Genomic DNA, 15,782 nt, shown 5'->3' on the forward strand with positions numbered 1-15,782 from the left:
ACCCGCGGGCGATCGCCGCCGCGACGGTCGGGGACCTCCTCTACGGCCGCATCTACGTGGACTTCGGTCTCGTCTGCAGCTCCCTGAGGTAGAGCCGCCACCGACGGACCCCGTCGGTGGCGTCTCCCGGGCCGTCACGGCGCCGGGAGGCGATGGTGCACCCAGCTGACCCCGACGGCCGCCCTGGAGCCCCACCATGTCCGGTGACAACGCCACCCCGTTCGCTCTTCGACTGCCCTCCCCGCTGCCCGGGCCCGTGGTGCTCGACCACCTCGTGCTCGCGGTCGCCGACCTGCCCTCCGCCACCGAGTACCTCCGGTCGCTGGGCTTCGACGCCCGGCCCGGCGGCCGGCACCCGGGGCACGGCACCGAGAACGCCCTGGTCGTGCTCGACGGGCAGTACCTGGAGCTGATCTCCGTCACCGATCCGGAGGAGGCCTCCGCGAGCGACCTGGGTCGGAGCACGGTCCGCGCGTTGTCCCGCGACGGCGGCGGCTGGGTCGGGTACGCGCTGCGGCTGCCCCCCAACACCCCCGTGGACGGTGGGTCGCTGGCCGCCCCGGAGCGCGCGGAGCCGCACCGGCTGTCGATGAGCCGCACCACCCCGGGCGGTGAGCGGGTGTCCTGGGAGCTGTTCTTCCCCGAGCGTGTCGGGATGGACGGCCCCTACCCGTTCCTCATCCGGTGGGACGGAGCCTCACCCACCAGCGGCGAACCACCCGAGCACCCCAACGCGGTGCACGGCGTCGGCGAGCTGACCATCGGCATGCCGGGACCGGGCTCGGCCCCGGCCCGCTGGTACGCCGACTCGCTGCCCCGGTTGACGGGGGCACCGGCCCACACCGTCGAGGACGCCTCGGCGCACCGGAGCGTTGGACTCGCCTCGGTCGAGCTGACCAGCACCGACCTCGGCAGGACTCGGCGGGCGCTGGCCTCGGCCGGTGCGGCGTGGCGGGCCGTCGAGGCCGACCCGGCCTCCCCCGCCGTCCTGCTCACCCTCCCACCGGCCCTCTTCGGCGAGCACACCCGGTTGACGATCCGCCAGCCGGCGCCGTCCCGGGACCGCTGACCCCGGCCCGGGCACCCGACCACCCACCACGCCCCTCCGGCGTGACGCCCTTCGAGAGGTTCCAGATGACGATGCGACCACAGCGCCACCCCCGTTCGGGCCGTGCCCGGCTGGGTATCGCCGGCGTTCTCGCGACGGCCCTGCTCGCGGCGGCCTGCGGCGGCGGGGACACGGCCGGGGACGGCGACGGCCCGACCTCCCTGTCGGTGGCCACCATCCCCACCCCGGACGCCGCCTCCATCTACCTCGCCGAGGAACAGGGCTTCTTCGAGGAGGAGGACCTGGACGTCGACATCACGTTGGCGGACAGCGGCGGGGCGATCATCCCCGGCGTCGTCCGAGGCGACTACCAGTTCGGGCACTCCAACACCGTGTCGCTGGCCGTCGCCGCCGGCGAGGGGCTGCCGCTCCAGGCCGTCACCAACACCACCGGGACGGGGAGCGACCCGGACCAGGACATCTCCCGGATCCTGGTGGCCGGTGACAGCCCCATCCAGGACGCGGCGGACCTGGCGGGCACGACGATCGCGGTCAACGGGCTGAACAACATCGGCGAGGTGACGATCAAGGCCGCGTTGGAGAACAGGGGTGTGGACGTCTCCGGCCTCGACTTCGTCGAGATGCCCTACCCGGACATGAACGCGGCCCTGTTCGCCGGCGAGGTCGACGCCATCTGGCAGCTGGAACCGCACCTGAGCCTGGCAGAGGAGGACGGCGCCCGCCCGGTGCTGTCCAACTTCGTGGAGGCCACGCCCGACGCCCAACTGGGCTACCTGGTGACGAACCGGCAGTACGCCGCCGAGAACACCGAGGTCATCGAGAGGTTCTCCCGGGCGATGGACCGGGCCAAGGAGTTCGCCACCGACAACCCGGACGAGACGAGGCGGGTCCTGACCGAAAGCCTCGGCATCCCGGCCGAACAGGCCCAGGACATGCTGCTCCCGGTGTTCCAGCCGGGCATGGACGTGGACTCGCTGCGCACCTACCTGGAGCTGACCGAGCGGTACGGGCTGATCAGTGAGCAGCCCAACGCCGACGATTTGGTGGCCCCGGGCGCCAACACCTCGGAAACGGGCCGATGACACCACCCACGACCACCACCCGCCCCGAGCACGCGGGCCCCGGCACCCGCGACGGGCGGTCGGGACGACCCCGGCTGCCCGGCGCGGCGCTGCCCGCGGTGACGGTGCTCGGCGTGCTCCTGCTCGCCGAGCTGGTCTCGCGGCTCGGAGTGCTGCCCACGCGCTACTTCCCACCGGCCAGCGAGATGTTCGTCGCCCTCGCCGGGCAGGTCGTCGACCCCTCGTTCTGGGTGTCGGTCGGCCAGACGCTCCAGGGCTGGGGCGCCGGGCTGGGCATCGCCGTGTTGTTGGCGGTGCCGGTGGGGCTGGCGCTGGGGACGGTTCCCCTGCTGTACACGGCGGTCCGGCCGATCGTGGAGTTCCTCCGGCCGATCCCGTCGGTGGCCCTGATCCCGCTCGTCGTGCTCGCGATCGGCACGGGCGCGGCCAGCAAGGTGTTCCTCGCGGCCTTCGCGGCCTTCTGGCAGCTGCTGATCCCGGTGATCTACGGCGTCCGCGACACCGATCCGGTGGCCCGGGACACCGGGCGGGCGTTCCGGCTGGGCCGGTTCGGCGTGCTGCGGTGGATCGTGCTGCCGGCGGCGGTGCCCTACCTGGCCACGGGCCTGCGGATCGCGTCGGCGACGGCGTTGATCCTGGCGGTCACGGCGGAACTCGTCATCGGCGTCCCCGGGCTGGGCGGCGCGATCAACCTCGCTCGCTCCGCGGGCGCCCCCGACCGCATGTACGCGCTCATCATCGCCACCGGCCTGCTCGGCTGGGGCCTGAACGCGGCGTTCCGCGCCGTGGAGCGCCGGGTGCTGCACTGGCATCCCTCCCACCGGGAGGCCGTCGCGTGACCGGCCGGTGGGTGCGGGTGCTACTGCCCGTGGTGACGACGGCGGCGGTGCTGGCCGCGTGGTGGTTCGGCTCGCTGGGCACCGAGTCCTACTACTTCCCGTCGCTGCGGGACATCATGGACCGCTTCGTCGAGGTGTGGCTGTTCGACCGGTTCGTCACCGACGCCGTGCCCAGCCTGTGGCGGCTGGGCGCCGGTTTCGGCATCGCGGTCGTCGCCGGGGTGGGGCTGGGCCTGCTGCTGGGGCTGTCCGCGTCGTGGCGGCGCGCCACGGAGCCGATCGTGGAGTTCCTGCGCGCGATCCCGGCGACCGCCCTGTTGCCGTTCGCGCTGCTGGTCTTCGGCATCGGCGACCTGATGAAGGTCGCGATCATCGCGTTGGTGTGCCTGTGGCCGGTGTTGCTCAACACCATCGACGGGGTGCGCGGCCTGGACCACACGTTGGCGGACACCGCCCGGATGTACCAGGTCAGCGGGGCCAGGAGGCTGCTGTCGGTGGTCCTGCCCTCGGCGGCCCCGCAGATCATGGCCGGTGCCAGGACCAGCCTGTCGCTGGCCCTGATCCTGATGGTCACCAGCGAGATGGTGGCGAGCACCAGCGGCATCGGCTTCTTCGTGCTCGACGCCCAGCGCGGCTTCCGCATCCTCGACATGTGGACGGGCATCATCCTGCTCGGCGTGCTGGGCTACCTGGTCAACCTGGTGTTCACCCTGGTCGAGCGGCGGCTGCTGCGGTGGCACGCCGGCGCCCGTGCCGACACCGCCTCGGCCCGCTGAGGCCACGGCGGAGGAAGGGAGTTTCTCGTGCTCGAACTGCGTTCGGTGAGCAAAACCTACGGCTCGGGTGCCGGGGCGACACCGGCCATCGGCGAGGTCAGCCTCACCGTCCGACCCGGTGAGTTCCTGACCGTGGTGGGCCCCTCCGGCTGCGGGAAGACCACGCTGCTGAAGTGCATGACGGGACTGCTGCGCCCCACCTCGGGCGAGGTCCTGTTGGACGGCCGGCCGGTGACGGGACCACCGGCGGACATGGCCCTCGTGTTCCAGGAGTACGGCCGGTCCCTGATGCCGTGGTCGACCGTCCGGAAGAACATCATGCTGCCGCTGCGGGCCCGGCGGGTCCCCAGGGCCGAGCGCGAGCGTCGCGCCGACGAGGCCCTGGCCGAGGTGGGGTTGGCCGGCTTCGGCGACCACTACCCCTGGCAGCTGTCCGGCGGTATGCAGCAGCGGGTGGCGATCGCCCGGGCGCTGGCCTACCGGCCGAAGATCCTGGTGATGGACGAGCCGTTCGCCTCGGTCGACGCCCAGACCAGGGCCGACCTGGAGGACCTCGTCCTCCGGATCCGGGAGGCGCACGACATCACCATCGTGTTCGTCACCCACGACATCGACGAGTCGGTGTACCTGAGCGACCGGATCGCGGTGCTGGGCCCCTCCCCCACCTCGGTGCGGGAGCTGGTCGAGGTCGACCTGCCCTCGCCACGCGACCAGGTCGCCACCAAGCGGCTCGCCGAGTTCGGGGAGCTGCGGACGCACGTGTACCGGCGCATCCGCCGGGACGAGGCGGGTAGCCCCCCGGGAGTGGCGTCGACAGCGGCGCCCGCGCCGGGATCCGCCGGGGAGGACGCGGAGCGGGTCGGCTCCGCCTCCTGAGATGAGGGGCGGGCCCGCCGCGTGGCGGACCCGCACCAGACCTGTTGAATATCGCACGACGAGGAACGGAGAACGTCGGATGAAGGCGGCTTTGATCGTGGACCGGGGTGGCCCGGAGTGCCGGGTCGTGCGGGAGCACCCGGCCCCGGAGCCCGGCCCGGGTGAGGCGCTGATCCGCGTCCGCGCCTGCGGCCTGAACCACCTGGACGTCTTCGTCCGCAACGGCACGGCGGGCGGGCAGCTGCCGTTGCCGCACATCTCGGGTGGGGACATCGCCGGCGAGGTCGCCGGTTACGGCCCGGACACCACCGGTCCGGCCGAGGGCACCCGCGTGCTGGTCGACCCGCTGGTGCACGGCAAGGCGTTGGGCGAGGACCTGCCCGGCGGCCTCGCCGAGTACGCGGTGGTCCCGGCGGCGAACCTGCTCCCGCTGCCCGACGGGGTGAGCTTCGAGCAGGCCGCGGCGCTGCCGATCGCCTACGGCACCGCCCAACGGATGATCGTGACCAGGGCGAAGCTCCAGCCGGGGGAGACGGTCGCCGTGCTGGGCGCCGCCGGTGGCGTGGGCACCGGCGTGGTGCTGATCGCCAAGGCGATCGGCGCTCGGGTGATCGCCTGCGCCAGTTCGCGGGAGAAGCTGGACCGGCTCGCCGAGCTGGGGGCGGACGTGCTGATCAACTCCCGCGAGGAGGACTTCAGCGCCCGCATCTGGCGGGAGACCGGCAAGCGCGGGGTCGACGTGATGGTCGACTACACGGGGGCGGACACCTGGGCCGGTTCGATCCGCGCCACCCGTCCCGGTGGTCGCGTGGTGACCTGCGGCGCGACCAGCGGGTACGAGGTCAGCCAGTTCCAGCCCTACGTGTGGGTCCGCGAACTGGACATCCTGGGCAGCAACGCGTGGAGCAGGGCCGACCTCCAGGGCCTGCTGGACTCCGTGGCCGCCGGGACCCTGGACCCCGTCATCGACTCGGTCCTGCCGTTGGACCGGGTGTCCGAGGCGGAGCGGCTGCTGGAGGAACGGCTCGTCTTCGGCAAGGTCATCGTCACGCCGTGACCCACGGGCGGACAGGTCCTGGTTCACCGGTCCCGGCCACTCGGTCGGTCACCACTCCTGGGGAGGGAGGTGCGGCGCCCCGCCCGGCGGCGGGCGCGCCGACCACGCGATGAAGGGCACACGGGACACCGGTGACCCCCGGGCCGCGCTGAGCGGGCGGCCGGCCGCCGTCGAGCACAACCTCGGTTGGCGCCTGATGTCGGACGCCGTGCTGTCGACGCCGGACGCGGTGGCCGTCGAGCAGGGCGAGACGAGTCTCACCTACCGCGAGTTCGACCGGCGGGTACGGCGAACGCAGGACCTGCTCGCCCGGCTCGGCGTCGTCCGGGCGAGCCGGGTCGCGCTGTTGTTCCACAACGACCACCGCTACCTGGAGACCTTGTTCGCCGCGATCCGACTCGGCGCGGTGGCGGTGCCGCTGAACACGCGGGCCGGTGCGCCCGCGCTAGCGCACGTCATCGCCGACTCGGAACCGCTGGTGGTCGTGGCCCAGGACACGCTGGTGGACCGGGCCGCGGAGCTCGTGGCGGAGAGCGGCGCCGGCGCCACCACCGGCCGGCCCCTGCTCGTCGGGTCGCACGGCACCGACGGCTGGTCGGTCCGGGAGCTGGCCGATCCGCCGGCGCCCGCCGACCTCGGGTTGGGCGTCGGGGACGGCGACGGCCTGGTCGCCGCCGGCTACCTCGGCGCGGACGAGACGGTGACGACCCTGACGATGGCCGAGTTGGACGACGGGGTGAACCCCGTCGCGGTGGGGCCGGACGAGGTGTGCATGCAGCCCTACACCTCGGGGTCGACGGGTCGCCCGAAGGGGTGCCTGCTGACCCACGGCGGGCAGCTGTGGAACGCCAGGGCGAACCGGGACTTCTGGCGGTTGGGCCCCGACCAGAAGGGGCTGATCACCGCCCCCCTGTACCACAAGAACGCGATGATCTGCGTGGTCAAGCCGGCGCTGCTGTCGGGCGCGACGATGGTGGTCAACACCGACCCCGACCCCCGCAGCATCCCCGCCGAGGTGGAACGGCACCGCTGCACCTACACCACCGGTGTTCCCGCCACCTACGAGATGCTGCTGGCCAGCGGCTCCCACCTCGGCCGGGACCTGAGCTCACTCCGGTTCGTGGTCTGCGGGTCGGCACCGTTGAGCGAGGAGTTCAGCCGCCGGATCACCGCGGGGCTCGGGGTGCCCGTCGTCGAGGCCTACGGTCTGACCGAGGGCGGCCCGCAGGTGCTGGCGACGCCGAGGGACGCGATCCGCACCGGCAGCGCGGGGATTCCCGTGCCGGGAGCCGAGGTGCGGTTGGTGGGGGTGCCGGGCAGGGACGGGGCCGGCACCGACGCCGGCACGGACTTCATGGTGCGCACGGGTGAGGTCGGGGAGATCTGGGTCCGCAGCCCGGGCGTGGCCCTCGGCTACCACCGGCTGCCGGAGGTGACCGCCAGCCGCATCACCCCGGACGGGTGGTTGCGGACCGGTGACCTCGCCTGGCGGGACGTGGACGGCTACCACTACGTGGTGGGGCGCCGGGACGAGATGATGCAGGTGGGGGGCGAGAACGTGTACCCCACCGAGGTGGAGCGGCTGGTGCTCGCGCTGCCCGAGGTCACCCAGGTCGCGGTGGTGCCCGTCCCGCATCCGGTGAAGGGCCAGGTCCCGGTGGCGTTCGTGCGCGCGGAGGGCATCACGGAGGAGGAGATCCGCCGGCACACCCTGGAACGCGGCGCGCCCTACGCCCATCCCCGCCGGGTCTGGTTCCTGGACGCGCTGCCGCTGGGGGCCACCGGCAAGGTGGACCGGGCGGCGCTGGTGCGGATGGCCGAGGAACGGTACGCGCCACCCACCGCGTGACCGGCCGACAGCCCCGGGGACGGGCCGGGGATGTCACCCCGGGTCGCGGGAGTGCCGGTCGCCGGGCGGGGTACCCGTGTGGCTGGACCGAGCACGCGTGCCGGGAGGGCAGTCGCCATGACCTTCGTGACCGTCGCCGAGGAGAACAGCACCACCGTCGACCTCTACTACGAGGACCACGGTCCGGAGGACGGGAAGCCGGTGGTGCTCATCCACGGGTACCCGTTGGACAGCCAGTCCTGGGAGAAACAGGTCCCTCCGCTGCTGGCTGCCGGGCACCGGGTCATCGCCTACGACCGGCGGGGCTTCGGCAGGTCGAGCAAGCCGACCTCGGGGTGCGACTACGACACCTTCGCGGCCGACCTGAACGGCTTGCTGCACGTCCTCGGCCTCCGCGAGGTGACCCTGGTGGGCTTCTCGATGGGCAGCGGTGAGGTGGCCAGGTACCTGGGCAGCTACGGGTCCGAGCGCGTGGCCCGTGCCGCGTTCCTCTCGGGGCTGCCGCCGTTCCTGCTCAGGACGCCGGAGAACCCGGACGGGGTGGACCAGTCCGTCTTCGACGGCATCCGGGAGGGCGCCGTCCGGGACCGCTACGCGCACTTCGCCGAGTTCTACCAGAACTTCTACAACGTCGACGAGAACCGGGGTCATCGGGTCAGCGACGAGGTGTTGCGGGCCAACTGGGTCACGGCGACCCAGGCTTCGCCCTACTCCTCGGTCGAGGCCATCGACACCTGGGTGACGGACTTCCGCTCGGACATCCCCAGCGTCGACGTGCCGGCGCTGATCGTGCACGGGACGGCGGACCGGGTGCTGCCCATCGACGCCACCGCGCGCCCCTTCCACTCGCTGCTGCCCCGGGCGCGCTACGTCGAGGTGGAGGGCGCCCCGCACGGCCTGCTGTGGACGCACGCGGCCGAGGTGAACGCCGCGTTGCTCGACTTCCTGCGGGCGTGACGGCCGCCGCCGCGTGGGGCATCCGGCCTGCGGGGCGGGCGGGGGGCGGGGTCGCGGCCGGCGGGACCGTTCCCCCGCGCCGGCGGGGACCGCCGCCTCCGAGCGCCGACCGGAATGGGAGGGAACACCCGCCCGACCGCCGGTCCGCCTCCCGCACCGGGGGCACCGCGCGGGCGGTCGTCGGCACGGCCCCCGGAGCACCCCGGGGGCCGGCCGCGGTGCGCGCCTGTCAGAGCCTCCCGGACTTCATCGCGCCCACCAGAGCGGCGAAGCTGTCGCGGTCCACGACGAGAACGCCGCCCGAACGGTTCTTGGTGTCCCGGATACCGACGACCCCGGGGCCGTTGGCGACTTCGACGCAGTCGGACTGCCCGCCGCTCCGCCGGGACTTGCGCCAGTCACTCCAGCCCGGCGCCAGCGGGGTCCGGGGTGGCACGGTGTGGTGCATGCTCCATCCTTTCGATCAGTTCGCCGATCAGTATTCGCGAATCCGAGGGACTGACCGCCGACTGCTGGAGACTAGCGGCCCAGGAGCGGAACTCGTCCACTTCGGCTTGGTCGTCCTGACCGTCGAGAAACACTCCGGAGTTCCCGTGTTCGAGGTGCACGACGGGAGCCGCTTTGGGAAATTCGAGCACCACGAAAGATCCTTCGAGCAGTGCGGTGTATCCAGCGCCCACGGGAACCACCTGAACGGTGATGTTGGGAAACTCGGACATCCGAACGAGATGGCGGAGTTGACCCGCCAGCACTTCGGTTCCCCCTACTGGCCGGTGAAGGATGGCCTCGTCGATGAGGGCGGTGAACTGGAGAGAACCGTCGGTGAGAACGCGCTGCCGGCTGAGCCTGAGATGGACGCGGAACTCCCTTTCACTCGGTGGATGACCGTAGGCGGCCATGATCGAGCGAATGTAGTCCTCTGTTTGGAGTAACCCTGGCATCAGAAGGGCGGAGACCGAGGTGGCCGACACCGCGGTGCGCTCGAATTCGATCATCGCCGTCACCTGAGCCGGAAGTCCGGGAACGCCGACCGCGAGCCATCGGGGTTGTTGGGCGTCGCGGGCCATCTGAATCAGCCGATCGCGATTCGACCCCGTCACCCCGAGCACGGTCAGGATGGAGGCGACCTCTTCCGGAGAGGCCAGCCTCTTGCCCGTTTCCGTCTGGCTGATGGTGGGCTGCGACAAGCCGACGGCCTCGCCCACCGCCTTCGCGGTCAACCGTGCCGCGGCACGGAGCTGGCGCAGTTCGGCGCCCAGCGCCCGCGCCTGTGCTCGATAGGGGGTGCTTGCCATGTCGATCACCCTAAAGAGGGGCGCCACCGGCACCAATACGCCCGTTCAGGGAGTTGCTCGTATTGTCAATACGCGAAAGTATTGGCAATACGCTCGTCTCTCGACCTTCGGAGGGGACCGCGGTCGGCCCGTGTCCCGGGCGCGCGGGCAGGGAGCCGACTCCGCGTCCGCCCGTGGTGCGTCGAGCCCTGCCCGCCCGGGACCCCGGGGGCGGAGGGACGGGCGACGGGCACGAGCACCGGGGCTCCGGGCGCGTCCCGCGAAGCCGAGACCTCCCAGTGGACGGAGCAGCCAGGAATGACGACCCTCGACCTCTCGCCCGCCCCCGCCCACATCAGGCACCAGTGGTACCACCGCGTCCTCGGCTGGGACCTGGACCGGCAACAGTGCTCGACCGCCCAGGTGGAGCTGGACGAGTACCGGACGGTGGTGATCGTCCGCCTCGCCTCCACCACCCTGGGCACCATCGGCGTCTCCCGCGACACCGCGCGGGCGATCGCGGCGGCGATCAGGTCCCGGGACACCGAGCACTTCGCGGTCCTCCGCCAGCACGGGGACTCGTGCCTGCTCGCGCTCTCCCCAGCCCGGCATGGCGACGGGGTGATCGTGCACCTGGTCGGGCAGCGGGCTCCCGACTGGCGGATCGGTTTCGACTCGGCCGCCGCGTCATCCCTCGCCGAACTGCTGACGGCGGGGGCGGAGATCATCCGGGAACGCCTGCCCTGAGGTCACCGGGGCGGATGACGCGGCCCCGCGTCGGTCCGCGCCAGCGGGCACGGCCCGCGCTCGACGCGGCCCGGGTCGGCGGAGGCCGACCGGGCCCACGCACCGGCGGGTGCCGCCGGGGAGAACCGGGCGGCACCACCCGTTCCCGCCGTGCCCCTGACCCGCGTGCTCGCGTTAGGGGTGGACTCCCACGCCCCCCGCATCGCCGGGGCCGGAACGGAGGCGCTCCCCCGGACCGTCCCTCGCCCCAGGGGCGCGCCGACGAACCCACTCCGGCGGACGTGCTCACGGGCGGGGGCGACGCGGTAGCCCCGTCAGTCGGTGGCGGTCGCGCGTTCCCCCGCCGGGTCGCCGACGGCCGCCCGCCCCTCGACGCCGATCGCCGGACCCAGGTAGCGGACCAGCATCGCCTTGATCTCGGTGAGGAGTTCCCGGCGCCTCGCCTCGTCCGCGCCGAGGAGCATCGGCATCATGGTGCGCACCGTGCCCACCGTCATCGTCGCCAGCAGCTCGCGCCGCTCCCTGGTGAGCTCGGGGCACCGGTCGCCGAAGAAGCCCGCGATCCGCTCCACCGTGCCCTGCTGGAGCCCCGCGGCGACGGCGGCGAGCTGGTCGGGGAGCGCGGAACCGTAGAACAGGGGCCAGAAGGCGGGCTGGGAGACCTTGAAGGCGAGGACCGCGTCGAGCAGGCCGTCCACCAGTTCGGGCAGCGGACGCCCGGCCGACTCCGGCGTCGTCCTGGCGGCCCAGAACTCCCGGAGGCGTTCGCCGTAGCGCACGGCCAGCTCCTCGACCACCTGGTCCTTGTTCCGGAAGAACTGGTACAGGGTGCCGGGTGAGACCCCGGCCCTGGCGGCGATCGCGTTGGTCGTCGCCTCCGCGTAGCCGACCTCGGAGATGACCTCCTCGGCCGCGTCGAGGATGGCGGCCATCCGCGCCAGCCCCCTGGCCTGCCGGCGCACCCCGCCGGCCTCGGCCCGGCCCGCCGTCCCGGCGCCGCGCTCGGCCCCCGCGTCACCGGCCGGCCGGGCGGCTCGATCCCGTGGCATGTCCCTCCTCGCGCACGACGACTTGCAAACACGAGTGATCGCTTGTAATTTGCGTCCACCCCCACAAATACGAGTCTTGATTCGCATTCGTGGTCTGCTTCCAGCCTAACCGGAGGACCGAAGCCCGTGCCCCACCACGACGGCGGCGGCCGTTCAGCCGAGCCCGCCACCCCACTCCGCACCGAGGCGGCTCCCGACGCGCACCGAGGACCACGCCCGTCCTCCACCACCGGGTTCCAGCGGGGAGGTCGCCGGTGAGCACCGCGCTCGACACCCCCGCTCCCCGCCGTCACCCGACGGATCCCGCACCTGGCCCGCTCCACCGGTTGGGACGGTGGCTCGCCCACCACCGGCGCCGGGTGCTGTGGGCGAGCCTCGCGTTGACCGTGCTCAGCGGCGTGCTCGGCGCCACCGCCGTCGGGTCCTTCGCCCTGTCGAGGTTCGAGGCCCCCGGCTCGGAGTCCGACCAGGCCGGCCGGGTGCTGGCCGAGCGCTTCGACACCGGCAGCCCCGACCTCATCCTGCTGGTCACCCCCGAGTCCGGGGACGTCTCCACCGCCGAGATGCGGGAGTACGGCCTGGACCTGACCGGCGAACTCGCCGACCACGACGGCGTCGCCGAGGCCTACTCCTACTGGACCCGAGGCGGGGCGAACACCCTGGCCAGCCGCAACGGGCGGCACGCGCTCGTGGTCGCCCGGATCCCCGGGGACGCCGACCACGTGCGTTCCACCGTGCTCCCCGGGCTCACCGAACGCTTCGACCGTGACGACGACCTGGCCTCCGTCCGCATCGGCGGCGGGGAACAGGTGTTCCGCGACGCGGGCGCCGAGGCCAGGTCGGACTTCGTCCGCGCCGAACTCATCATCTTCCCGCTCGTCTTCGTGCTGCTCGTACTGGTGCTGCGCAGCGCGCTGGTGGCGCTGCTGCCCCTGGCCGTCGGGGTGCTGGCCATGCTGGTGGCCCTGTCGCTCCTACGGATTCCGCTGCTGTTCAGCGAGGTCTCCACCTTCGCCCTGAACCTCACCCTCGCGATGGGGCTCGGCCTGGGCGTCGACTACGGGCTGATCGTGATCCACCGCTTCCGCGAGGAGCTGGGCGCCGGGGCCTCCGTCTCCGAGGCGACGGCGCGGACGCTGGACACGGCGGGCCGGACGGTCGTGTTCAGCGGGGTGACCGTCGCGGCCTCGCTGGTGGTCCTGCTGGTCCTGCCCTTCGACTTCCTCCGGTCCTTCGCCTACGCGGGCGTCGCGATCGTCGCCGGCGGGCTGGTCGGCGCCCTCGTCGTGCTGCCGGCGGTGCTCGCCTCCCTCGGGCACCGGGTCGCCGGACGGGCGAGGACGGCACCGGCCCCGGTCGGCCCCGAGGCCGCCCTGCCCGGAACCGCCGGCCGCTGGTACCGGGCGGCGACCGCGGTCATGCGGCGACCGGTGCTCTTCGGCGGCGTGGCCGTCGTCGCGCTCCTCGCCCTGGGCGCCCCCGCGCTCGGCCTCCGGTTCGGCCTCCCCGACGATCGGATCCTGCCCCCGGAGACCGGGAGCCGGCAGGTCCAGGAGGTGGTGCGCTCGGAGTTCGCCGCCGAGGAGGTCGACGCGCTCCAGGTCGTGCTGCCCGACGCCGGCCCGCTGGCCGCCGGGGGACCGGAACTCGCCGACTACGCGGCGCGCCTGTCCGAGGTGCCCGGGGTGGCCAGGGTCGATTCCCTCGCCGGCTCCCACGAGGACGGCCAGTTGGTGGCCACCGACCAGGCCGAGCCGGAACGCTTCGCCGGCGAGGACGCCACCTGGTTGTCGGCGGTACCCGACCTGGAGGGGCTGGAGGAGGACGCGACCGGGCTGGTCGAGCGGGTTCGCGACGTGCCCGCCCCCTCGGAGGTGCTGGTCGGCGGCTACCCGGCCGAACTCGCCGACTACCGGTCCACCGTGGTCGAGCGGCTTCCGCTCGTGCTCGCGCTGATCCTGCTGGTCACCTTCGCGATCCTGTTCCTGATGACCGGCAGCCTGCTGCTCCCGGTGAAGGCGACGGTGCTGAACCTGCTGAGCCTGTCGGTGATGTTCGGTGCCCTGGTGTGGGTGTTCCAGGAGGGCAACCTGGCCGGGGCGCTCGGGTTCACCGCCACCGGTTCGCTGGAACCGAGCATCCCGATCCTGATGTTCTGCGTGGCCTACGGGCTGTCGATGGACTACGAGGTGTTCATGCTGTCCCGGATCAAGGAGGAGTACGACCGCACCGGGGACAACGACGCGGCCGTTGCGGTGGGCATGCAGCGCAGCGCCCCGCTGATCACCGCCGCCGGGTTGATCCTCGCCGCGTCCTTCGCCGCCTACGCCTCGGCCGGCGTGATGTACATCCAGATGCTGGGGGTGGGGGTCGCCGTCGCGATCCTGGTGGACACCACCCTGATCCGGGCGGTGCTGGTCCCGGCGTTCATGCGACTGGCGGGCCGGGCCAACTGGTGGGCGCCCGCGCCGCTGCGGCGGCTGCACGACCGGATCGGGCTGCGCGAGTCGGTCTGACCCGGCAGCAGGTGCCGGGGGTCGGTCGTCACGGCCGACCGGCCCCCGAGCCGCTCAGCTGGCTTCCGCGCCCGCCTCCGGGCTCACCAACGATCGCCGCAGCCGACCGCTGGCCGAGTCCATGTGCGCCCGCATCGCCGCGCCGGCCGCCTCCGGGTCGCGGGACCGGATGGCCTCGAAGACGGCGGTGTGCTCGGCGAGGGTGGTGGCGGTGGTGCCGTCGGCCCGCACCGCGCGGGCCACCCACACCTGGAGCAGGGACCGCACGCTGTGCAGGATGTCGCTGAGGACGGAGTTCCTGGCGATCTCGGCGGTCTCGAGGTGGAAGGCCACGTCGGCCTCGACGAAGGTGGGCACGTCGTCGACGGCCTCCTCCATCCGCCGCAGGTGCTTCTCCAGGCGGTCGATGTCCTCGTCCAACGCCCTGGTGGCGGCCAGCTGGGCGGTGATGACCTCCAGGAACTGGCGCACCTCCACCAGGTCGTGGGTCCGGGGCTGACCGAGCATCAACCCCCAGTTGATGGTCTGGGGCAACAGGTCGGAGGTCGTCTGCCGCACGTAGGAACCGGACCCCGGCTTGATCTCGATGATCCCGAGGATGTCCAGCGCGGAGAGGGCACCGCGCACGGTGGACCGCCCGACGTCGAGGGCCTCGGCCAACACCCGCTCGGAGGGCAACCGGGTTCCGGGCGCGAGGCGGCCTTCGGCGAGCTGGTCCAGCAGCCGCTTCGCGACCTCGCTGACGGTGGACTCGCGGGCCACCGGCCGCAGCAGCTCCTCGAACCGTGGCTGCGTCGTCTCGGGCGTCATGGCCGGCCCCGTCCTGACCGGGCGGGTCGGCGGGGGAGCAGCGTGGTGGTGACGGCGTCGATCACACCACTCACGTCCTTCCTGAATCGGTCGCGGAGCGGATCGCTCCGAGGTCGGTGGCGAGTGCCTTCTGGTAGATCCACAGGTCACCGCCGTACGCGAGCAGCCGGAAACCGCGCTCGACGAGGTCGGTGGCCTGGGGAACGCTGGTGGGCATGAAACCGGCGAGCTTGCCGTGGTCGGCGGCGGCCGAGGCGACCCGGTCGAGTGCCGCCAGGTAGTCGGGGTGGTCGAACCGCCCGGGGATCCCCATCGAGTTCGTCAGGTCGAAGTGACCCACCCACAGCACGTCCAGGCCGTCGACGGCGGCGATCCGCTCGACCTCCTCCAACCCGGCCACGGTCTCGATCTGCGCGATCACGACGGTGTCGTCGTTCGCCCTGGCGATCGTGTCGAGGAAGTCGCCGGCGACGTAGTCGTCGTGCGCGATGCCGAAGGCCGCGCCCCGCACACCGCGCGGCGGGTAGGCCGACCAGGCCACCAGGCGGCGCGCCGCCTCCTCGGACTCCACCATCGGCGCCATCACCCCCCGCGCGCCGAGGTCGAGCGCGCGGCTCACCGCGCTGCGGTCCTCGGCGGAGGGCACCCGGACCCAGGCGGGGATCCCGGCCGGGCGGGTCGTGGCCAGCAGGCGGCCGATGGTCTCCCAGCCCCAGCCGGTGTGCTCGGCGTCGAAGACGACGAACTCCGCGCCCGCGCCAGCGGCGAGGCGACCGATGCCGTTGGAGTCGAACTCGAAGACGAAGGTGCCCAAGGCCACCTGCCCGGCCCGCGCCCTGTCGATCACGTCGAGGGTCATGAGCGGGCCACCTTAGCTCCGT

At 72.7% G+C, this 15,782-nt stretch carries 15 protein-coding genes; 10 read left to right on the forward strand and 5 right to left on the reverse strand.

Going from position 1 to position 15,782, the window contains the following annotated elements; genetic code table 11:
• Positions 1 to 196: 196 nt before the first annotated feature.
• The 8 genes from C1701_RS04265 (at position 197) to C1701_RS04300 (ending at position 8,505) form a co-directional block, all read left to right on the forward strand.
• A complete protein-coding gene (locus tag C1701_RS04265) occupies positions 197 to 1,069 on the forward strand; it encodes a VOC family protein (RefSeq protein WP_051712809.1) in 873 nt (290 codons plus the stop codon).
• A 65-nt stretch (positions 1,070 to 1,134) separates the two neighbouring features.
• Positions 1,135 to 2,151: an ABC transporter substrate-binding protein gene (locus tag C1701_RS04270; RefSeq protein WP_051313820.1), complete on the forward strand. Its 1,017-nt coding sequence runs from the start codon at positions 1,135 to 1,137 to the stop codon at positions 2,149 to 2,151.
• Positions 2,148 to 2,990: an ABC transporter permease gene (locus C1701_RS04275; protein WP_026418424.1), complete on the forward strand. Its 843-nt coding sequence runs from the start codon at positions 2,148 to 2,150 to the stop codon at positions 2,988 to 2,990. The genes C1701_RS04270 and C1701_RS04275 overlap by 4 nt, the downstream gene beginning before the upstream one ends.
• Positions 2,987 to 3,766 carry an ABC transporter permease gene (locus tag C1701_RS04280; RefSeq protein WP_026418423.1) on the forward strand — a complete coding sequence of 260 codons (780 nt, stop codon included), beginning with the start codon at positions 2,987 to 2,989 and terminating at the stop codon, positions 3,764 to 3,766. Before C1701_RS04275 ends, C1701_RS04280 begins: the two co-directional genes overlap by 4 nt.
• Positions 3,767 to 3,793: 27 nt before the next feature.
• A complete protein-coding gene (locus C1701_RS04285; RefSeq protein ID WP_026418422.1) occupies positions 3,794 to 4,642 on the forward strand; it encodes an ABC transporter ATP-binding protein in 849 nt (282 codons plus the stop codon).
• A gap of 79 nt (positions 4,643 to 4,721) precedes the next feature.
• Complete coding sequence (locus tag C1701_RS04290) at positions 4,722 to 5,699, forward strand: zinc-binding dehydrogenase (RefSeq protein WP_026418421.1); 978 nt, start codon at positions 4,722 to 4,724, stop codon at positions 5,697 to 5,699.
• A 109-nt stretch (positions 5,700 to 5,808) separates the two neighbouring features.
• A complete protein-coding gene (locus C1701_RS04295) occupies positions 5,809 to 7,548 on the forward strand; it encodes a class I adenylate-forming enzyme family protein (RefSeq protein ID WP_103055577.1) in 1,740 nt (579 codons plus the stop codon).
• A gap of 117 nt (positions 7,549 to 7,665) precedes the next feature.
• Positions 7,666 to 8,505: an alpha/beta fold hydrolase gene (locus C1701_RS04300; RefSeq protein ID WP_026418419.1), complete on the forward strand. Its 840-nt coding sequence runs from the start codon at positions 7,666 to 7,668 to the stop codon at positions 8,503 to 8,505.
• 229 nt (positions 8,506 to 8,734) lie between these two features.
• Here C1701_RS04300 and C1701_RS04305 read toward each other — a convergent pair whose 3' ends face one another.
• Positions 8,735 to 8,953 carry a DUF397 domain-containing protein gene (locus C1701_RS04305; protein WP_016699724.1) on the reverse strand — a complete coding sequence of 73 codons (219 nt, stop codon included), beginning with the start codon at positions 8,951 to 8,953 and terminating at the stop codon, positions 8,735 to 8,737.
• Entirely contained in the window at positions 8,904 to 9,800 is an 897-nt protein-coding gene (locus C1701_RS04310) for a helix-turn-helix domain-containing protein (RefSeq protein WP_155886089.1), read from the reverse strand. Before C1701_RS04310 ends, C1701_RS04305 begins: the two co-directional genes overlap by 50 nt.
• 297 nt (positions 9,801 to 10,097) lie before the next feature.
• Here C1701_RS04310 and C1701_RS04315 point away from each other — a divergent pair, with 297 nt between their 5' ends.
• Entirely contained in the window at positions 10,098 to 10,526 is a 429-nt protein-coding gene (locus C1701_RS04315; RefSeq protein WP_030106509.1) for a hypothetical protein, read from the forward strand.
• 314 nt (positions 10,527 to 10,840) lie between these two features.
• On the opposite strand, the gene C1701_RS04320 is transcribed toward C1701_RS04315, so the two are convergent.
• Entirely contained in the window at positions 10,841 to 11,575 is a 735-nt protein-coding gene (locus C1701_RS04320; RefSeq protein WP_016699721.1) for a TetR/AcrR family transcriptional regulator, read from the reverse strand.
• A 254-nt stretch (positions 11,576 to 11,829) separates the two neighbouring features.
• Between C1701_RS04320 and C1701_RS04325 the strand changes: the two genes are divergently transcribed.
• Positions 11,830 to 14,091, forward strand: a complete 2,262-nt coding sequence (locus tag C1701_RS04325; RefSeq protein ID WP_337662137.1) for an MMPL family transporter — start codon at positions 11,830 to 11,832, stop codon at positions 14,089 to 14,091.
• Positions 14,092 to 14,145: 54 nt separating this feature from the next.
• Here the strand turns inward: C1701_RS04325 and C1701_RS04330 are convergent, their stop codons facing one another.
• Both C1701_RS04330 and C1701_RS04335 read right to left on the reverse strand, forming a co-directional pair.
• On the reverse strand, positions 14,146 to 14,901 hold the full coding sequence (locus C1701_RS04330) for a FadR/GntR family transcriptional regulator (RefSeq protein WP_016699719.1): 756 nt from the start codon (positions 14,899 to 14,901) through the stop codon (positions 14,146 to 14,148).
• Positions 14,902 to 14,971: 70 nt separating this feature from the next.
• Positions 14,972 to 15,760, reverse strand: coding sequence for an HpcH/HpaI aldolase family protein (locus tag C1701_RS04335; RefSeq protein ID WP_016699718.1), 789 nt, complete (start codon positions 15,758 to 15,760; stop codon positions 14,972 to 14,974).
• Between the last annotated feature and the right edge of the window lie 22 nt (positions 15,761 to 15,782).

Source organism: Actinoalloteichus sp. AHMU CJ021 (assembly GCF_002895405.1).
GTDB lineage: Bacteria > Actinomycetota > Actinomycetes > Mycobacteriales > Pseudonocardiaceae > Actinoalloteichus_B > Actinoalloteichus_B caeruleus.

Excerpts from the sequence above, each read along its gene's own strand:
- C1701_RS04310 (WP_155886089.1), bottom strand. The coding sequence starts at position 9,800 with ATGGCAAGCACCCCCTATCGAGCACAGGCGCGGGCGCTGGGCGCCGAA.
- C1701_RS04315 (WP_030106509.1), top strand. The coding sequence starts at position 10,098 with ATGACGACCCTCGACCTCTCGCCCGCCCCCGCCCACATCAGGCACCAG.
- C1701_RS04295 (WP_103055577.1), top strand. The coding sequence starts at position 5,809 with ATGAAGGGCACACGGGACACCGGTGACCCCCGGGCCGCGCTGAGCGGG.
- C1701_RS04335 (WP_016699718.1), bottom strand. The coding sequence starts at position 15,760 with ATGACCCTCGACGTGATCGACAGGGCGCGGGCCGGGCAGGTGGCCTTG.
- C1701_RS04275 (WP_026418424.1), top strand. The coding sequence starts at position 2,148 with ATGACACCACCCACGACCACCACCCGCCCCGAGCACGCGGGCCCCGGC.
- C1701_RS04330 (WP_016699719.1), bottom strand. The coding sequence starts at position 14,901 with ATGACGCCCGAGACGACGCAGCCACGGTTCGAGGAGCTGCTGCGGCCG.
- C1701_RS04270 (WP_051313820.1), top strand. The coding sequence starts at position 1,135 with ATGACGATGCGACCACAGCGCCACCCCCGTTCGGGCCGTGCCCGGCTG.
- C1701_RS04290 (WP_026418421.1), top strand. The coding sequence starts at position 4,722 with ATGAAGGCGGCTTTGATCGTGGACCGGGGTGGCCCGGAGTGCCGGGTC.
- C1701_RS04320 (WP_016699721.1), bottom strand. The coding sequence starts at position 11,575 with ATGCCACGGGATCGAGCCGCCCGGCCGGCCGGTGACGCGGGGGCCGAG.
- C1701_RS04305 (WP_016699724.1), bottom strand. The coding sequence starts at position 8,953 with ATGCACCACACCGTGCCACCCCGGACCCCGCTGGCGCCGGGCTGGAGT.
- C1701_RS04300 (WP_026418419.1), top strand. The coding sequence starts at position 7,666 with ATGACCTTCGTGACCGTCGCCGAGGAGAACAGCACCACCGTCGACCTC.
- C1701_RS04265 (WP_051712809.1), top strand. The coding sequence starts at position 197 with ATGTCCGGTGACAACGCCACCCCGTTCGCTCTTCGACTGCCCTCCCCG.